Origin of the sequence: Nocardioides sp. (assembly GCF_044226765.1) — a bacterium.
Taxonomy (GTDB): Bacteria; Actinomycetota; Actinomycetes; order Propionibacteriales; family Nocardioidaceae; genus Nocardioides.
The window spans coordinates 149972-166187 of sequence record NZ_JBGAGJ010000002.1 but is presented as its reverse complement, the minus strand read 5'-3'; the positions used below and the strand labels follow the sequence as shown (position 1 = coordinate 166187).

Genomic DNA, 16216 nt, shown 5'->3' with positions numbered 1-16216 from the left:
GAAGGCCCCCGGCGCCGGGACGTTGGGCACTCCCAGGACGCCGCGCACCGGAGGGACGCTGGACCGAGAAAGGTCGTGGTCCCCCGTGACGGTCACCCTCGCCCCGTCCGCACCCTCCCCGCCCGAGCCGCCGCCCACGGGGTCGCGACGCTGGGGCGTGGGCCGGGTGGTGGCGGCCGTCGCCGCGACGGTGCTCCTCGCGGCCGGGGTGGGCTCGGCCCTCACCGCGGGCGTGGTGCGGCTCGCGGACGCCACCATGCGCGACGACGCGGGCTTCGTCAGCGGCTCGACGACGCGGTGGAGCTCACCGGGCTACGCCGTCCGGACCGAGGACGTCGTGCTCGACCGGGGCCTGCTGGGACTCGATGTCCCACGCGGGATGATCGGCACGGTCCGCGTGACCGTCGACCCGCAGGACTCGACCGGCCTGTTCGTCGGCATCGCCCGCGCCGGGGACGTCGACGCCTTCCTGCAGGGGGTGGCGCAGTCGACGGTCACCGAGCCGTTCGGCGACGGCGGGTCCGCCACCCCGTCGTACGCCGTCGGCGGCGCGCTCCCGACCCGGCCCGACCGGGCCGGGATCTGGGTGGCCTCGGCCGGCGGGACGGGCGCGCGCACGATCACCTGGGACCCCGAGCCGGGCTCCTGGGCGCTGGTCGTGACGACCGCCGACGGCACCCGGCCGGTCGTCGCCGACGTCACCCTCGGTGCCGAGCTGCCGGTCCTGCACCGCCTCGCGTCCGCCCTGCTGGTCGCCGGGCTCGTGGTCGCCGGCCTGGCCGGCGTCGCACTCTGGTTCGTGCTCCGGACTCGTGAGGAGGCTCCCCGTGCTGCGCGTGCGTGACGTGATGACGGCCCCGGTGGTGACCGTGGCCGCGACCGACGACCTGGCGACGGCCGCCCGGCTGCTCGACCGCCACGGGGTGACCGCGTTGCCCGTGGTCGACGACCACGGGCACGTGCTGGGCATGGTCACCGAGACCGACGTGGTGCGCGACGCCGTGCCGCGCAACCCGTGGGAGCGCGAGCTGCACCCGTCCGCCGGCGGTCCGCACCCCGCGTCCGTGCGTGACGTGATGAGCTTCCACCCGGTCGCGGTGCTCCCCGACGTCGAGCTGCCGGTGGCGGCGGACCTGCTCGTCAACAACGCCCTGCCCAGCCTGCCGGTCGTCGACAACGGCGTGGTGGTCGGCATCGTCAGCCGCCACGACCTGGTCTCGGTGCTCGCGAGCACCGAGACGGCGGAGACCCACCAGTTCAACACCGAGGCGGAGGACACGTGACGGCGCCGCCGGTGTCCCCGCACGCCGACGGGGTACCGGGCAGGTCGCCGTAGGGAGGACGCAGTGGAGCGCACGCAAGCCCAGCCCCGGTCGCCGGTCGTCCTGGCCGCGCTCGACGACGACGTGTCGGCCGCGCTCTCCTTCGCGCTCGACGAGGCGCGCCGGCAGGGGTGTCCGCTGCGGGTCGTCGCGTACGACGAGGGCGTGCTGGAGCGCGTGCTGGACCGGGTCGGCGGCGTGCCGGGCGAGGGCCGGCTGGTGACCGGGACACCGGTCCGCGCGGTGCTGGACGCGAGCGCCGACGCGCGCCTGGTCGTGGTCCGCCGGCGCGACCTGCTCCACCTCGTCCGAGCCCTGACCGACCCCGACGGCGTCCTGCCCACGACCTGGGCCGACCCGCCCGTCGCGTGCGTTCCGCCCGGCTGGACCTCGCGCAGCGACGACGAGCGCCCGGTGACGGTGGGCGTGGAGGACCCGGCCGCCGCCACCGTCCTGCTCCAGTCCGCCCTCGACGTGTGCGGCGCGGGCCCGCTGCGCAGCGTTCACGCGGCGCACCAGCGGGCAGGTGCGGCGCTGCTGGAGGCGGCGGCCTGCTCCCGGGTGCTCGTCCTGGGCCGCAACCCCGCGGACCGGCGCGGCGGCACCCGGCTGGGCCGCACCGCCCGCACCGTCCTGCACCAGAGCCCCTGCCCGGTCGTCCTGCTCCCTCCCCTGCCCGCTCCCCGGCACCCCGAAGGGTGTGGGCCCGCCGCGCACCCCGGAGTAGGGTCGAGGTGACCGAGAGCTTCTCGAGCTCCGCGCCCCGCGCCGCCGTTCCCGGTTTCATGCCCGATGCGAACCAGGGACACCCCCATGGACTTCTCGATGACCATGACCCTCGACCCGCCCACCGCCGTCGTGACCGCGAACGGTGAGCTGGACATCTTCACCGCCCGTGAGGTCTCGCAGCGCCTGCTCGATGCGATGAATGCGGGCTGCCTGCGGGTGCTCGTCGACCTCGGCGGGGTCACCTTCTGCGACGCGTCCGCGCTCGGCGTCTTCGCCCGGACGCGGCACCAGCTCGCCGAGAACGACGGCTCGATGGACTTCGTCGCGACCAGCCCGCCGTTCCGCCGGCTGTGCGCGCTCACCGGGCTGGACGAGGTCTTCGACCTGAACTGACGACCGGGGTGGCGACCGGGGTGGCGACCGGGGCCGCGTGGCGTTGGCGTGGCGGGCCCGTCCGCCCAGACCCCCGTGACCGGACCGACGGGCGCGCCACGTTCCACAGGATCGGCGACGCTCCCCGGACAGCGGTTCACCCCGCGGGGTGAACGACCCGGGCGCGCGGACGGCGGGGCGGGACGTCATACGACCCGGCCGCCAGAGCGACCAACCCGGATGACGTCAGCGGACCGACCACCCGCGAGTCCGCGCCGTGCGGGCGGCGTCGGCCCCCGGCTCAGCCGTCGTAGGCCGGCAGCACGACCTCGAAGGTCGACCCCGGACCGTCGGGGTTGCGTCGGGCGGTCACCGTGCCGTCATGGCGGGTGACGATCCTGCGCACGATCGACAGGCCCAGGCCGCTGCCCTCGTAGTCGCGGTAGTGGGCGCGGTGGAACTCGTCGAAGATCTGCTCCTCCTCGCCCTCGGGGATCCCGATGCCGTTGTCGACGACGAGGATGGTGACGAAGCCGGGCGGGTGGGCGCAGCCGCGGACCACGATCCGGGGCTCGGTCCCCGGGGCGACGTACTTGAGCGCGTTGCCGACCAGGTTGTCGAGCACCTGGCGGATCAGCACCGGGTCGGCGAGGACCGGGGGCACCGGCTCGCAGGTCACCTGCTTCTCGGCGTGCCGGGCGGCCGCGATCTCACGGACCAGCGTGGTGACGTCGACCCGGCTGACGTCGAGGTCTCGGGCCCGGCTGGTGGCGTGGGCGAGGAGGTCGCGGATGAGCTCCCGCATCCGGCGCGACGACGACCGCACCCGGGAGACGAACTCGCGCGCGAGCTGGGCGTCCAGGGCGCCGGCGTCGAGCTCGTCGGCGATCATCTCCGTCCAGCCGTCGATCGCCGCCAGCGGGTTGCGCAGGTCGTGCGCCACGACGCCAGCGAACGCGGCGAGCTCCTCGCGGCGGGCGTGCTCGGCGGTCGCGTCGCGGAAGAGCACCAGCGCGCGGGCGCGGCGCCGGGCGGCGTCCCGCGGCAGTGGCATGGCCGAGACCGACATCACCCGGTCGGGGACGCCGTCCGCGCTGACCAGGATCTCGACGTCCCGCACCACCTCGCCGAGCAGGGCCCGCACCGACGGGCGCTCCTCGGGCGGCATCGGCGTGCCGTCGGCCCAGCGGTCCGAGCGCGATGCCAGCACCTCCCGGGTCAGGTCGTCCTCCGACAGCCCGAAGATCTCGGCCGCGGCCGGGTTGTGCAGCAGCACCTCGCCGCTGTCGTCGAGCACGAACAGACCCTCGTTCATCGAGCCGATGACGGCCTGCCGGACGCTCGCCTGGTACTCCGCCTCCTCCTGGGTGCGCCGCAGCTCGGCGGCGAGCGCCTCACGCTCGTCGCGACCGGTGGAGATGCCGAGGCCGGTGACGACCAGCGTGGCGACGTAGAACCCGGCAAGGAGGTAGCCCAGGTCCTCCCGCTCCGTCGCGGCGAACGGCCCGATGTCGGCCATCGTCAGGCCGAGCGTCACGACGCCGGTCACCATGGAGTGCGCGGCGCTGAGCAGCGTGGAGAACCGCAGCCCGAACCAGACGGTGGCCGCCAGCAGCGGGAACGCCAGCGGGAGCTGCTCGAACCAGAACGCGAGCACGTACATCCCGAGCGTGAAGGCGATCGCCGCGACCAGCTCGTACCAGCGGGCCCCGCTCAGCAGCGGTGGCCGCGGCCGTGCCGAGGTCAGCCGCTCGCCGACCAGCAGCCCCAGGGTGACGACGAGCAGCGAGCTGCACAGGGTGCGGCCGAACCACAGGACCCCACCGAGCTGCACGTGCTCGCCGGTGACCGAGACCCAGCCGAGGGTGGCCAGCGCCGCGCCGACGGCCATGCCCAGGACCAGGGCCGCCCCGAAGCGGGCCAGCACCCGAGGGCGGTCCAGGGGCCGGTCACCGCCGCAGCCCCAGAGCCCGGGGCACCAGCGGCGCAGCAGCACCACGGTGAGCAGCGTCTGCACCACGACCGCCAGGGACATCACCGCGGCCAGCGCCGGCTCGGAGCCCAGCACCAGGTCGCCGACGAACACCGCCGCGGCCAGCACGACCGTCTCCGGGCTCAGCACCCGGGCGCCGCGCACGAGGAACCACAGCACCGCCAGGCCGCCGATCGGCATCGCGCTGGCGTAGCCCGGCCCGACCGCGTCGGCCCGGTGGATCCCGAGCGCGAGCACGACGATGAGCGCGGCGCACCCCACGGTCACGCCAGGACCCACGATCGCGTGCGTCGCCTTCCGGTCTCCCGGCATCGCCACTCCCCCTAGGCCCCCACCTGGTGACTGCAGGCTAGACCCCCAAAGGGGTGAGGGGCCGGCAACAGCGGCGAAACGCCCCTCGGGGTGTCGCGGGCCGGCCCGGCGGGGGTCACTCCTCCGCGGCGAGCTCCTCGTCGTGGGTGCCCGGCCGCGGCGCCCACGGCAGCTCCTTGGCGGGGCGTACGACGATCAGCCGGTCGCCGCGGGCGAGCAGGGTCACCACGGGGTCGAAGTAGCGGTAGACCTTCTCGTCGCGCACGACGGCGATGACCTGGTCGGGCAGCGACTGCGGTGGCCGGCCGACCTCCGAGACCAGGAGCTCCCGCTCGGCCACCTCGAGGCCCTCGCCGTAGGTCAGCAGGTCCTCCATCACCTGGCCCAGGGTCGGCGAGAGCGACGACAGGCCGAGGAGCCGGCCGACGGCATCGGAGGACGTGATGACCGAGTCGGCGCCGGACTGGCGCATCAGCGCGACGTTCTCCTGCTCGCGGGCCGAGGCGACGATCCACACCTCGGGGTTGAGCTGGCGCACGGTGAGCGTCGCCAGCACGTTGGAGTCGTCGCGGTCGGTGGTGATGATGACCTGGCTGGCGTTGCCGACCCCCGCCCGGCGCAGCACGTCCTGGCGGGTGGCGTCCCCCGTGACGACCGCGAGGCCGTCGGCGTGCGCCTCCTGCAGGGCGGCGCCGCCCGGGTCGACGACCACGATCGCCTCGCGGTCGTGGCCGTTGTTGACCAGGGTGTCGACGGCCGCCCGGCCCTTGGTGCCGTAGCCGATCACGACGACGTGCTGCGTCATCTTCTTCCTCCAGCGGGCGACTCGGTACATCTCGCGGCCCTGCGAGGCGAGCACCTCGAGGGTGGTCCCGATCAGCAGCACCAGGAACGCGATGCGCAGCGGGGTGACGACGAAGGCGTTGACCAGCCGGGCGTGCGCCGAGACCGGTGCGATGTCGCCGTAGCCGGTGGTGCTGAGCGTGACGGTCGCGTAGTAGACGGCGTCGACCAGGTTGACGCCGAAGAACGGCGGGTCGTTCGCGTCGCGGTAGGCACCGCGGTCGACGTACACGATGAGGACGGTGACCACGAAGATCCCGACCGCCAGCAGCAGCCGGACGCCCAGGCGCCACCACGGCGACCGGGTCGAGTCGGGGAGCGCGACGCCACCCCTGGCCCGGCCCTGCGTGAGGTCGCTGGAGTCGTCCGGCACGGGCCGCAATCTATCCCTCGACGGGGCCCTCCGCGGCGTCGCCCCGCTGCTCGACGCCCTCACGCGTCGCGAGCCGGCGCAGCCGCTGGACCAGCTCGTGCCGGGCCCGCGCCGTCGCCTTCTGCGGGAAGACCTCGTCGAACGCCGCGTTGACCGCGGCACCGACGAGCACCGCCACGGAGACCAGGTAGAGCCAGAGCAGCACCGCGATCGGCGCGGCGAGCGGCCCGTAGATCGACTTGGAGTCCGCGGCGGTGGCGGTGAGGAAGGTCCGCAGCAGGTAGGAGCCGACGATCCAGCAGAAGAGCGAGAACGTCGCGCCGGGCAGGTTGAAGCTCCAGTTGGTCCGGACCGGGACCGACACGTGGTAGAGCGTGGCGAGGAAGCAGATGCAGAGGGCGACGACGACCGGCCAGTAGAACCCGATGAGGAAGTCCAGCCGCTCCGGCAGCCACTGAGCGACCAGGTCCGGGCCGGCGACGACCAGCGGCAGGCACAGGACGCCGGTCACCATCGCGAGGAGGTAGAGCGCGAACGACAGCGCCCGCGTCTTGACGATCCCCCGGTGCCCGCCGAGGCCGTGCATGATCGTGATGGTGTCGATGAAGACGTGCAGCGCCCGCGAGCCCGACCACAGGGCGAGCACGAAGCCGAGCGAGATCACGTCGAACCGCCCACCGTGGAGCACGTCGTCGATGGTCGGCGTGATGATCCGGCTGACGGCGTTCTCGGTGAGCGCTCGCTCGGAGAGGTCGATGATCGCCGCGCGCACGTCGCCGACCTGGGCGGGGGTGAACTGCGCGGTGACGAACCCGATCGAGCCCGCGAGCGCGAAGATCAGCGGCGGCACGGACAGGACGGCGAAGAACGCCGCCTCGGCGGCGAGGCCCGTGACGCGGTACTGCAGGCACGACCGCACCGTGGTGACCACGAGGCGCCAGACCGTCTCGCGCAGCCGGTGGAGCCGGGCCACGAGCGGGGAGTCGCGGCTGTCCACGCCCTCGACCCCGGTCATGGACCTAACGTAGTCACATGCGTACCGAGATCCGGGTAGCCACGAACCAGGTGCCGCCGCTGGAAGGTCACAACACCGTCACGGCCGACCGGGCGCTCGTCGAGGCGGTCACCCACTACGCGTCCGCGGAGGTGGTCGAGGACCTCGCCGCGGTCGGGGCCGAGGCCGGGACGCCTGAGGCGCGCGAGCACGGGCTGCTCGCCAACCGCTACGGCCCCGAGGTCGTGACGGTCGACCGGTTCGGCAACCGCCTCGACGAGGTGCGGTTCCACCCGTCGTACCACTGGCTGATGGAGCGGGCCGTCGGGCACGGGCTCGCGGCCCGGCCGTGGGAGCAGCAGGAGGCGGGGTCGCCGTACGCCCACGTGCGGCGCGCGGCCGGGTTCATGGCCTGGTCGCACACCGAGCCCGGCCACGGCTGCCCGATCTCGATGACCTACGCCGCCGTCCCCGCGCTGCGGGCCGACGAGGCGATCGCCAAGGAGTGGACGCCGCTGCTGGCGTCGACGGCCTACGACCCCGGCGTGCGGCCGGTGTCCGCCAAGCGCGGCGCGCTCGCCGGGATGGGGATGACGGAGAAGCAGGGCGGCTCCGACGTGCGCCTCAACGTGACGCAGGCGCGTCCGACCGCCGTGGACGGGGAGTACACCCTGCACGGGCACAAGTGGTTCACCTCGGCGCCCATGAACGACGTCTTCCTCGTGCTGGCGCAGGCGCCCGGCGGGCTGACCTGCTTCGTGGTCGCCCGGGTGCTGCCCGACGGGACCCGCAACCAGCTCGACGTCGTCCGGCTCAAGGACAAGCTGGGCAACCGGTCCAACGCGTCCTCGGAGCTCGAGCTCGACGGCACCGTCGCCCAGCGCCTCGGTGACGAGGGCCGCGGCGTGCGGACCATCATCGAGATGGTCGCCGCGACCCGGCTGGACTGCGTGCTCGGCTCGACGTCGCTGATGCGGCGAGCGGTGAACGAGGCGACCTGGCACGCCGCGCACCGCACGGCGTTCGGGTCGCTGCTGGCCGAGAAGCCACTGATGCAGAACGTGCTCGCCGACCTGGCCGTCGAGACCGAGGCGGCCACCGCGCTGGCCATGCGACTGGCCGCGGCGGTCGACGGTGTCGACGACCCGCACGAGGCCGCGCTGCGCCGGATCGCGCTCCCGTTGTCGAAGTTCTGGGTCTGCAAGCGCACCCCGGCCGTCGTCGCCGAGGCGCTGGAGTGCCTGGGTGGCAACGGCTACGTCGAGGAGTCGGGGCTGCCGCTGCTCTACCGCGAGGCGCCGCTGAACTCGGTGTGGGAGGGCTCGGGCAACGTCAACGCCCTCGACGTGCTGCGGGCGCTCGGGCGCGAGCCCGAGGTGCTCGACGCCTGGATCACCGAGGTGGGCCGGGCGCGTGGCGGCGACGCCCGCCTGGACCGCGCGATCGACGACACGCTCGCGCTGCTCGGCTCGCTGATGGGCGAGCCGGAGCGCCTCGAGGTCAGCGCCCGCCGGCTCGCCGGCCGGATGGCCGCGGTCCTGCAGGGCTCCCTGCTGGTGCGGCACGCCCCCGCCGAGGTCGCCGACGTCTTCTGCGCCTCACGCCTCGGCTCGTCGTACGACGGCACCTTCGGCGCCCTCGACGGCGGCGACCTGCGGGCGATCGTGGAGCGCGCGACGCCGGTGCTGTGAGCCGGGCGCCCCTGCCGGGGCGGCGGTGGTACCCGGACCGCCGTCAGGGGCGGGCGGGGACCGGCTCGGGGGCCGGGGTTGTGGGCTCGTCGGCCGGCTCGTCGTCGAGCATCGTCTGCTCGTCGAAGGGCAGCTCGCCGGCGAGGACCCGGTCGAGCCGGTCGCGGTCGACCCCGCCGGTCCAGGTGCCGATGAGCACGGTGGCGACCGAGTTGCCGGCGAAGTTGGTGAGCGCGCGGGCCTCGGACATGAAGCGGTCGATGCCGACGATGAGGCCGACGCCCCCGACCAGGTCGGGGCGGTGGGACTGCAGGCCGCCGGCGAGGGTGGCGAGCCCGGCACCGGTGACCCCGGCCGCACCCTTGGAGGCGATGATCATGAACACCAGCAGCGAGATCTGCTCCCCGATGCTCAGCGGGTCGCCCATGGCATCGGCGATGAACAGCGTCGCCATGGTCAGGTAGATGGCCGTGCCGTCGAGGTTGAAGGAGTAGCCGGTCGGCACCACGATCCCGACCGTCGTCCGCTCCACGCCCGCGTGCTCCATCTTGGCGATCAGCCGCGGCAGCGCCGACTCCGAGGACGAGGTGGCCAGGATCAGCAGGAACTCGCGGCCGAGGTAGCGGAACAGCGAGAGGATGTTGACGCCGGCGACCGTGCGCAGCACCAGGCCGAGCACGACGAAGACGAACAGCACGCAGGTCAGGTAGAACCCCGCCATCAGCATGGCCAGGCTGGTCAGCGCGTCGAAGCCGGTCTCGCCGACCACGGCCGCGATCGCGCCGAAGGCGCCCACCGGCGCGGCCCACATGATCATCGCCAGGACGCGGAAGACCAGCCGCTGGGCGTACTCCACGACCGTGAGGATCGGCCGGCCCGCCGAGCCCATCTGCTGCAGGGCGAAGCCGATCAGCAGCGCGACGAGCAACGTCTGCAGCACGTCGCCGGAGGTCAGCGAGGAGAAGAGCGAGTCGGGGATGATCCCGAGCAGGAAGTCGGTGGTGCTGCCGTGGCCCTCCTCAGCCTGGGCGGCGCCCGCGGCGGTGACCTCGTCGGTCAGCTGCAGCCCCTCCCCGGGGTGCAGCAGGTTGCCGACCACGAGCCCGATCGCGAGCGCGAAGGTCGACATCACCAGGAAGTAGCCGATCGCCAGCAGGCCCACCTTGCCGACCCGGGCGGCGCTGGCGACCGACCCGACGCCGAGCACGATCGTGCAGAAGATGACCGGCTGGATCATCATCGTGATCAGGCCGACGAACCCGTCTCCCAGCGGCTTGAGCCGCACCGCGAAGTCCGGGAAGAGCAGGCCCACCGCGACGCCCAAGGCCACGGCGAGCACCACCGCCGCGTAGAGCCAGTGCGTGCGGTTGCGTGGGGTAGTGCGGGCTTCCCGAGTCTCAGCCATGGTCGGTGCGTACCCGGCCACACCGACCATGAACCGTCGTACGGTGCGTCGATGGGTGGGCGCGAGGCCCTCGGAGCGGCGGACGTGCCCGACCGGCTCGCTCATCGGCGAGCCGGACCGCCTCGAGGTCTCGGCCCGGCGACTCGCCGGCCGGATGGCCGCGGTCCTCCAGGGCTCTCTGCTCGTGCGCCACGCCCCCGCCGAGGTCGCCGACGTCTTCTGCGCCTCGCGCCTCGGCACGTCGTACGACGGCACCGTCGACGCCCTCGAGGGCGGTGGCCTGCGGGCGATCGTGGATCGCGCGACGCCCGGCGTCTGACGGCCATCCGGGCGGCAGCCGTCCCCGCCGGCCGCGGGCCCTGCTCACCGCTGCGGTCGCAGTTTCACCATGGTCTGTCGGTGAACCTGCACTTCCTACGGCGGGCACACCGAGGGAAGTGTCGGTTCGTCTGCATCCCTTGATGAACCGGCAGCGCCACGAGCGGTGAGCCGGCCTCAGGACAGGTCGATGCCCGGGTAGAGCGGGTGCTTGTCGAGCATCTCGGCCGAGGCGTCGCGGACCTTGTCCGCCACCCCGTCCCCGAGCACGTACGACGCCTTCGACGCGCGGCCGTCCTTCGTCGTGCCCGCCTCGGTGTTCTGCAGGACGTGCACGATCAGCTCCGCGACCCGGTCGAACTCGTCGTGACCGAAGCCGCGGGTCGTGAGCGCCGGGGTGCCGAGCCGGATGCCGGAGGTGTACCAGGCACCGTTCGGGTCGCGCGGCACCGAGTTGCGGTTGGTGACCACGCCGGCGTCGAGCAGCGCGGACTCCGCCTGCCGCCCGGTCAGGCCGAACGACGAGACGTCGAGCAGCACCAGGTGGTTGTCGGTGCCGCCGGTCACCAGCGTGGCGCCGCGGGAGAGGAAGCCGTCCGCGAGCGACTTCGCGTTGTCGGCGACCTGCTGGGCGTAGGCCTGGAACGAGGGCTGCCGGGCCTCGGCGAGGGCGACCGCCTTGGCCGCCATCACGTGCGAGAGGGGTCCGCCGAGCACCATCGGGCAGCCGCGGTCGACCTCGGGTGCGTACTCCTCGGTGGCCAGCACGAGGCCGCCGCGCGGACCGCGCAGCGACTTGTGGGTCGTGGTGGTGACGACATGGGCGTGCGGGACCGGGTCCTCGTTCCCGGTGAACACCTTGCCGGCCACCAGCCCGGCGAAGTGGGCCATGTCGACCATCAGCGTCGCGCCGACCTCGTCGGCGATCTCGCGCATCTTCGCGAAGTCCACCCGCCGCGGGTACGCCGAGTAGCCGGCCACCAGGATCAGCGGCTTGAACTCGCGGGCCTTCGCCGCGAGGGCGTCGTAGTCCAGCAGCCCGGTCTCCGGGTCCGTGCCGTACTGCTGCTGGTGGAACATCTTGCCCGAGATGTTGGGGCGGAAGCCGTGGGTGAGGTGGCCGCCGGCGTCCAGCGACATGCCGAGCAGCCGCTGGTTGCCCAGCTCCTGGCGCAGCGACTCCCAGTCCTGCTCCGTCAGCTCGTTGACGTTCTTCGCGCCGAGCCGCGCCAGGCCCGGGGTCTCGACCCGGTGCGCGAGGATCGCCCAGTAGGCGACGAGGTTGGCGTCGATGCCCGAGTGCGGCTGGGCGTAGGCGTAGGCCGCCCCGAACAGCTCGCGGGCGTGCTCGGCCGCCAGCGCCTCGACGGTGTCGACGTTCTGGCAGCCGGCGTAGAAGCGGTGACCGACGGTGCCCTCGGCGTACTTGTCGCTGAACCAGGTGCCCATGGTCAGCAGCACGGCGGGCGAGGCGTAGTTCTCGCTGGCGATCAGCTTCAGCGACCCGCGCTGGTCGGCGAGCTCCTGGCGGGTGGCGTCGGCGATCCGCGGCTCGACCGAGGCGATCACCTCGAGGGCCTGCTGGTACGCGCTGCTGGTGAGGGAATCGATCCGGTCGCTCATGCGCTGCAGCCTAGTGCCGCGCCGGCCGGAGCCCCGCTCCCCCGCGGGCGATGAGGTGTGTGTCTCACATCCTGGCAGTCTATCTCACATCACGAGATTGGCGTTTGTGGAACGGCCGTCCGCTCCCTGAGACTGCTTGACATGATCTCCGCTGCGACCCATGCGTACCTCGTGGCTCGACGCCACGTGGACCTCGGACGCACGCGCAGCATGATGTGTCGGCCCTCCTGACGAACCGAGCCAGACCACTCCGCTCGGGCCCCGACCTCCCGGCAGCGTCGCCGGTCGAGGAGGCGCCCCTCCCGCCGAGGACCACACCCCCATGTCCGACCCCCGCTTCACCGCCAAGCGCGCCGAGCGCACCGAGATCCCCCGCCCCAAGCGCGGCGAGGGTCAGTGGGCGCTCGGCTTCACCGAGCCGCTGAACAAGAACGAGCAGTCTAAGAAGGACGACGACCCGCTCAACGTCCGCGACCGGATCCTCCACGTCTACTCCCGGCGCGGCTTCGACTCCATCGACCCGGCCGACCTGCGCGGCCGGTTCCGCTGGATGGGCCTCTACACCCAGCGCAAGCCGGGGATCGACGGCGGTAGGACCGCGGTGCTCGAGGAGGAGGAGCTCGACGACCGCTACTTCATGCTCCGGGTGCGCTCCGACGGCAAGCTTCTCTCCCCCGCGACCGTCCGGGCCCTCGGCACCATCGGCACCGACTTCGCCCGCGACACCGCAGACGTCACCGACCGCGAGAACATCCAGTACCACTGGATCCGGATCGAGGACGTGCCCGCGATCTGGCAGCGCCTCGACGACAACGGTCTCTCCAGCCTGGAGGCGTGCGGCGACTCGCCGCGCCCGTTCCTCGGCTCGCCGGTCGCGGGCGTCGCCAAGGACGAGATCATCGACGGCTCCTCGGCACTCGACGAGATCTACCGCCGCTACATCGGCAACCCGGAGTTCTCGAACTTCCCGCGCAAGTTCAAGACCGCGCTGACCGGCCACCCCTCGCACGACGTCTCCCCCGAGACCAACGACGTCTCCTTCGTCGGCACCGTGCACCCCGAGCACGGCCCCGGGTTCGACCTGTGGGTCGGCGGCGGGCTCTCCACCAACCCGATGCTCGCGCAGCGGATGGGCGTCTGGATCCCCCTCGAGGAGGTCCCCGACGCGTGGGAGGCGGTCGCCTCGGTGTTCCGCGACTACGGCTACCGCCGGCTCCGCTCGAGGGCGCGGCTGAAGTTCCTCGTCGCGGACTGGGGCATCGAGAAGTTCCGCGAGGTCGTCGAGAACGAGTACCTCGGCCGCCCGCTGGTCTCCAACCCCTCGCCGGAGTCGCCGGTGGGGCACCGCGACCACATCGGCGTCCACGAGCAGAAGGACGGCAAGGTGTACGTCGGGGTCGCCCCGACCGCCGGCCGCGTCTCGGGCACGGTCCTGGTGGCGCTCGCCGACCTGATGGAGCGCCACGGCGTGCAGGGCGCCCGGCTGACGCCGTACCAGAAGATCGTGCTGATCGGCGTCGAGCCGGCCGTCGTCGACGCGCTGCTCGACGACCTGGACGCCATCGGCCTGTCGGGACGGCCGTCGGGCTGGCGGCGCAACACGATGGCCTGCACCGGCATCGAGTTCTGCAAGCTCGCCATCGTCGACACCAAGAACCGCGCCCGCGACCTGGTCGCCGAGCTCGAGAGGCGGTTCCCCGACCTCGATGCGGCCATCACGGTCAACGTCAACGGCTGCCCCAACGCCTGCGCGCGCACCCAGGTCGCCGACATCGGGCTCAAGGGCCAGCTGGTCATGCACGAGGGCCGGCAGGTCGAGGGCTTCCAGGTGCACCTCGGCGGCGCCACCGGCCTGCAGGCCAACTTCGGCCGCAAGCTGCGCGCCCACAAGGTGACCAGCGCCGGCCTCGACGACTACGTCACCGCCGTCGTGACCAACTACCTGGCCGACCGCACCGAGGGCGAGACGTTCACCGAGTGGGTGGCGCGGGCCGACGAGGACCTGCTGCGCGGCGACCAGGTGCTGGAAGGAGCGGTCTCGTGAGCGAGCGCGCGATCCCCTTCCACTGCCCGTTCTGCGGCGAGACCGACCTGCGCCCGCACGAGGTCGTCTCGGAGACCGGCGAGGTGACCTCGCCGCACGGCACCTGGGACTGCCGCGGCTGCCTGCGCTCGTTCTCACTGAGGATGCTCGGCCTCGTCCGACCTTCGGGAGCCACGTCATGACCGCAGCGACCACCATCACCGCGCGCAACAACCGCGGCACCGCGACCGACGGCCGCTCCCCGGAGGAGCTGCGCGAGCTGGTGTCCCACTGGGGCGCCGAGCTCGAGCTCGCGCCGGCCGAGGACATCATCGAGTGGGCCGTGGCCACCTTCGGCGCCCGCTTCTGCGTCACCTCCTCGATGGGCGACGCGGTGCTCGCCGACATCGCCTCGAAGGTCGCACCGGGCGTCGACGTGGTCTTCCTCGACACCGGCTACCACTTCGTCGAGACGATCGGCACCCGCGACGCCGTCCAGGCGACCCTCCCGGTCAACCTGCTCACGATCACGCCCGTGCAGTCAGTCGCGGAGCAGGACGCGACCTACGGCAAGGACCTCTACAAGACCGACCCCGACCTGTGCTGCAAGCTGCGCAAGGTCCAGCCGCTGGCCGACTCCCTGGCGTCGTACGACGCCTGGGCGACCGGCCTGCGCCGCGCCGAGACCCACCACCGGGTGATCGCGCCGGTCATCGGCTGGGACGCCAAGAAGGGCAAGGTCAAGGTCTCGCCGCTGGCCCGGTGGTCCGACGAGCAGGTCGAGCGCTACATCGCCGACCACGGCGTGCTCGTCAACCCCCTGGTCTACGACGGCTACCCCTCCATCGGTTGCTGGCCCTGCACGCGCCGCGTGGCTCCCGGCGAGGACCCGCGCAGCGGCCGCTGGGCCGGCACCAACAAGACCGAGTGCGGGATCCACTCGTGAGCGCGCTCACGACCCGCACCCGCGGCACCGGCAGCGCCGCCGGTGCCCGCTCCTCCGCACCACTTCGTAGCACGAAGGAGGCAGTGTGATGGCTGCTCCTGCCCTGGTGGCCCTGGCTCACGGAAGCCGTGACCCTCGGTCCGCCGCCACGATCAAGGCCCTCGTCGACGAGGTCCGGGCGATGCGCCCCGACCTCCGGATCGAGCAGGCCTTCCTCGAGCTGGCCAAGCCGTCGTTCACGACGGTCGTCGACCGGCTCGTGAAGGCCGGCCACGACGAGATCGTCGTCGTGCCGCTCCTGCTCACCGAGGCCTACCACGCCAAGGTCGACGTCCCCAGCGCGATCGCCGAGGCCCAGGCCCGCCACGAGGGCCTCGGCATCCGCGCGACCCGGATCCTCGGTCTCGAGACCCAGTTCCTCGAGGTGCTCGACGTGCGGATGCGCGAGTCGCTGCGCGCCGGCCGGGTGCGCGAGCTCGACGCCCTGGTGCTGGCCGCCGCCGGCTCCAGCGACCCGCTCGCCAACCAGGCCGTGGCGCGCCTGGCCCGGGTCTGGGGCTCGCGGCACCGGCTGCCGGTCACCGCCGCGTTCGCGTCGTCGGCGCCGCCGGCGACCGGTGAGGCGGTCCGGGCGTTCCGCGCGCAGGGCAAGCGGCACATCGCCGTCGCCTCGCTCTTCCTCGCCCCGGGCCTGCTGCCCGACCGGGCGGCGGAGCTGGCGCTGGAGGCCGGCGCGGTGGCGGTGTCCGAGCCGTTGGGCGCCCACCCGGAGCTCGCTCGCGCGATCCTGGCCCGCTACGCCGTGGGTGCCGTCGAGCTGGTCCCCGTCTGAGGCGCGCGTCTGACCGGGTGTTCCCTTCTTGCCCGGATGCGGCGCGACGATGCCCGATACTCGTGACATCGGCTCGGCGACCGCAGGGAGGCACGATGGAGACCAGCACGCGGAGGCCCATCCGCGGGTTGCAGGTGGCTGGGCTGGCGCTGGTGGCCTTCGTCGTGGCCACGGCCCTCGGTAGTCCAGACCTCGGGCTGCGCCTCGCGGCGGCGGTCCTGGCCGGGGAGCTGCTGTGGAGTGTGGGATCTCTGGGCATGCGTTCCTGGCGACGGCGGCACGTCGAGACGTAGTCGCTCGCTCACGCTGGCTCACCCCTGCGGTGCTGTGGACGCATTCGCAGACGTATACGGCGGTGGAAGCGACCACAACACCGCACCAGGAAGGCCCGCGGCTCGGGACGAGCCGGTCGGCACCTGGGGACAGGCGACCGGCACCTG

General features: G+C 73.0%; 16 protein-coding genes. 11 read left to right on the top strand and 5 right to left on the bottom strand.

The window, feature by feature from the left end; translation table 11 throughout:
- Positions 1-85 precede the first annotated feature (85 nt).
- From ACILRH_RS05615 to ACILRH_RS05600, 4 genes are all read left to right on the top strand, one after another.
- Positions 86-844 carry a hypothetical protein gene (locus ACILRH_RS05615; protein ID WP_395691455.1) on the top strand — a complete coding sequence of 253 codons (759 nt, stop codon included), beginning with the start codon at positions 86-88 and terminating at the stop codon, positions 842-844.
- Complete coding sequence (locus ACILRH_RS05610) at positions 828-1283, top strand: HPP family protein (RefSeq protein ID WP_395691453.1); 456 nt, start codon at positions 828-830, stop codon at positions 1281-1283. Before ACILRH_RS05615 ends, ACILRH_RS05610 begins: the two co-directional genes overlap by 17 nt.
- Before the next feature lie 63 nt (positions 1284-1346).
- Positions 1347-2060 carry a hypothetical protein gene (locus tag ACILRH_RS05605; RefSeq protein ID WP_395691451.1) on the top strand — a complete coding sequence of 238 codons (714 nt, stop codon included), beginning with the start codon at positions 1347-1349 and terminating at the stop codon, positions 2058-2060.
- 75 nt (positions 2061-2135) lie between these two features.
- On the top strand, positions 2136-2444 hold the full coding sequence (locus ACILRH_RS05600; protein WP_395691449.1) for an STAS domain-containing protein: 309 nt from the start codon (positions 2136-2138) through the stop codon (positions 2442-2444).
- Positions 2445-2724: 280 nt separating this feature from the next.
- On the opposite strand, the gene ACILRH_RS05595 is transcribed toward ACILRH_RS05600, so the two are convergent.
- The 3 genes from ACILRH_RS05595 to ACILRH_RS05585 all read right to left on the bottom strand — a co-directional run bounded on the left by ACILRH_RS05595 (position 2725) and on the right by ACILRH_RS05585 (position 6959).
- Positions 2725-4728 (bottom strand): ATP-binding protein, encoded by a 2004-nt coding sequence (locus tag ACILRH_RS05595; protein ID WP_395691447.1) that lies wholly within the window; start codon positions 4726-4728, stop codon positions 2725-2727.
- Between the two features lie 115 nt (positions 4729-4843).
- Positions 4844-5944 (bottom strand): potassium channel family protein, encoded by a 1101-nt coding sequence (locus ACILRH_RS05590; RefSeq protein WP_395691445.1) that lies wholly within the window; start codon positions 5942-5944, stop codon positions 4844-4846.
- A 10-nt stretch (positions 5945-5954) separates the two neighbouring features.
- A complete protein-coding gene (locus ACILRH_RS05585) occupies positions 5955-6959 on the bottom strand; it encodes a YihY/virulence factor BrkB family protein (RefSeq protein ID WP_395691443.1) in 1005 nt (334 codons plus the stop codon).
- Positions 6960-6976: 17 nt separating this feature from the next.
- On the opposite strand from ACILRH_RS05585, the gene ACILRH_RS05580 reads away from it, so the two are divergent.
- Complete coding sequence (locus ACILRH_RS05580) at positions 6977-8629, top strand: acyl-CoA dehydrogenase family protein (RefSeq protein WP_395691441.1); 1653 nt, start codon at positions 6977-6979, stop codon at positions 8627-8629.
- A gap of 43 nt (positions 8630-8672) precedes the next feature.
- Here the strand turns inward: ACILRH_RS05580 and ACILRH_RS05575 are convergent, their stop codons facing one another.
- Positions 8673-10034: a cation:dicarboxylate symporter family transporter gene (locus tag ACILRH_RS05575; RefSeq protein ID WP_395691440.1), complete on the bottom strand. Its 1362-nt coding sequence runs from the start codon at positions 10032-10034 to the stop codon at positions 8673-8675.
- A gap of 55 nt (positions 10035-10089) precedes the next feature.
- Here ACILRH_RS05575 and ACILRH_RS05570 point away from each other — a divergent pair, with 55 nt between their 5' ends.
- A complete protein-coding gene (locus tag ACILRH_RS05570) occupies positions 10090-10353 on the top strand; it encodes a hypothetical protein (protein ID WP_395691438.1) in 264 nt (87 codons plus the stop codon).
- 176 nt (positions 10354-10529) lie between these two features.
- Here the strand turns inward: ACILRH_RS05570 and ACILRH_RS05565 are convergent, their stop codons facing one another.
- Complete coding sequence (locus tag ACILRH_RS05565; protein ID WP_395691436.1) at positions 10530-11975, bottom strand: glycine hydroxymethyltransferase; 1446 nt, start codon at positions 11973-11975, stop codon at positions 10530-10532.
- A gap of 322 nt (positions 11976-12297) precedes the next feature.
- On the opposite strand from ACILRH_RS05565, the gene ACILRH_RS05560 reads away from it, so the two are divergent.
- The 5 genes from ACILRH_RS05560 (at position 12298) to ACILRH_RS05540 (ending at position 16069) form a co-directional block, all read left to right on the top strand.
- Entirely contained in the window at positions 12298-14019 is a 1722-nt protein-coding gene (locus ACILRH_RS05560) for a nitrite/sulfite reductase (RefSeq protein ID WP_395691435.1), read from the top strand.
- Complete coding sequence (locus tag ACILRH_RS05555; protein WP_395691434.1) at positions 14016-14201, top strand: hypothetical protein; 186 nt, start codon at positions 14016-14018, stop codon at positions 14199-14201. Before ACILRH_RS05560 ends, ACILRH_RS05555 begins: the two co-directional genes overlap by 4 nt.
- Positions 14198-14944 carry a phosphoadenylyl-sulfate reductase gene (locus ACILRH_RS05550; protein WP_395691433.1) on the top strand — a complete coding sequence of 249 codons (747 nt, stop codon included), beginning with the start codon at positions 14198-14200 and terminating at the stop codon, positions 14942-14944. The genes ACILRH_RS05555 and ACILRH_RS05550 overlap by 4 nt, the downstream gene beginning before the upstream one ends.
- A gap of 88 nt (positions 14945-15032) precedes the next feature.
- Positions 15033-15776: a sirohydrochlorin chelatase gene (locus ACILRH_RS05545; RefSeq protein WP_395691431.1), complete on the top strand. Its 744-nt coding sequence runs from the start codon at positions 15033-15035 to the stop codon at positions 15774-15776.
- Positions 15777-15871: 95 nt separating this feature from the next.
- Positions 15872-16069: a hypothetical protein gene (locus tag ACILRH_RS05540; protein WP_395691429.1), complete on the top strand. Its 198-nt coding sequence runs from the start codon at positions 15872-15874 to the stop codon at positions 16067-16069.
- The last annotated feature ends 147 nt before the right edge of the window (positions 16070-16216 follow it).

Excerpts from the sequence above, each read along its gene's own strand:
- ACILRH_RS05600 (WP_395691449.1), top strand. The coding sequence starts at position 2,136 with ATGGACTTCTCGATGACCATGACCCTCGACCCGCCCACCGCCGTCGTG.
- ACILRH_RS05595 (WP_395691447.1), bottom strand. The coding sequence starts at position 4,728 with ATGCCGGGAGACCGGAAGGCGACGCACGCGATCGTGGGTCCTGGCGTG.
- ACILRH_RS05585 (WP_395691443.1), bottom strand. The coding sequence starts at position 6,959 with ATGACCGGGGTCGAGGGCGTGGACAGCCGCGACTCCCCGCTCGTGGCC.
- ACILRH_RS05580 (WP_395691441.1), top strand. The coding sequence starts at position 6,977 with ATGCGTACCGAGATCCGGGTAGCCACGAACCAGGTGCCGCCGCTGGAA.
- ACILRH_RS05575 (WP_395691440.1), bottom strand. The coding sequence starts at position 10,034 with ATGGCTGAGACTCGGGAAGCCCGCACTACCCCACGCAACCGCACGCAC.
- ACILRH_RS05565 (WP_395691436.1), bottom strand. The coding sequence starts at position 11,975 with ATGAGCGACCGGATCGATTCCCTCACCAGCAGCGCGTACCAGCAGGCC.
- ACILRH_RS05560 (WP_395691435.1), top strand. The coding sequence starts at position 12,298 with ATGTCCGACCCCCGCTTCACCGCCAAGCGCGCCGAGCGCACCGAGATC.
- ACILRH_RS05550 (WP_395691433.1), top strand. The coding sequence starts at position 14,198 with ATGACCGCAGCGACCACCATCACCGCGCGCAACAACCGCGGCACCGCG.
- ACILRH_RS05545 (WP_395691431.1), top strand. The coding sequence starts at position 15,033 with ATGGCTGCTCCTGCCCTGGTGGCCCTGGCTCACGGAAGCCGTGACCCT.
- ACILRH_RS05540 (WP_395691429.1), top strand. The coding sequence starts at position 15,872 with ATGGAGACCAGCACGCGGAGGCCCATCCGCGGGTTGCAGGTGGCTGGG.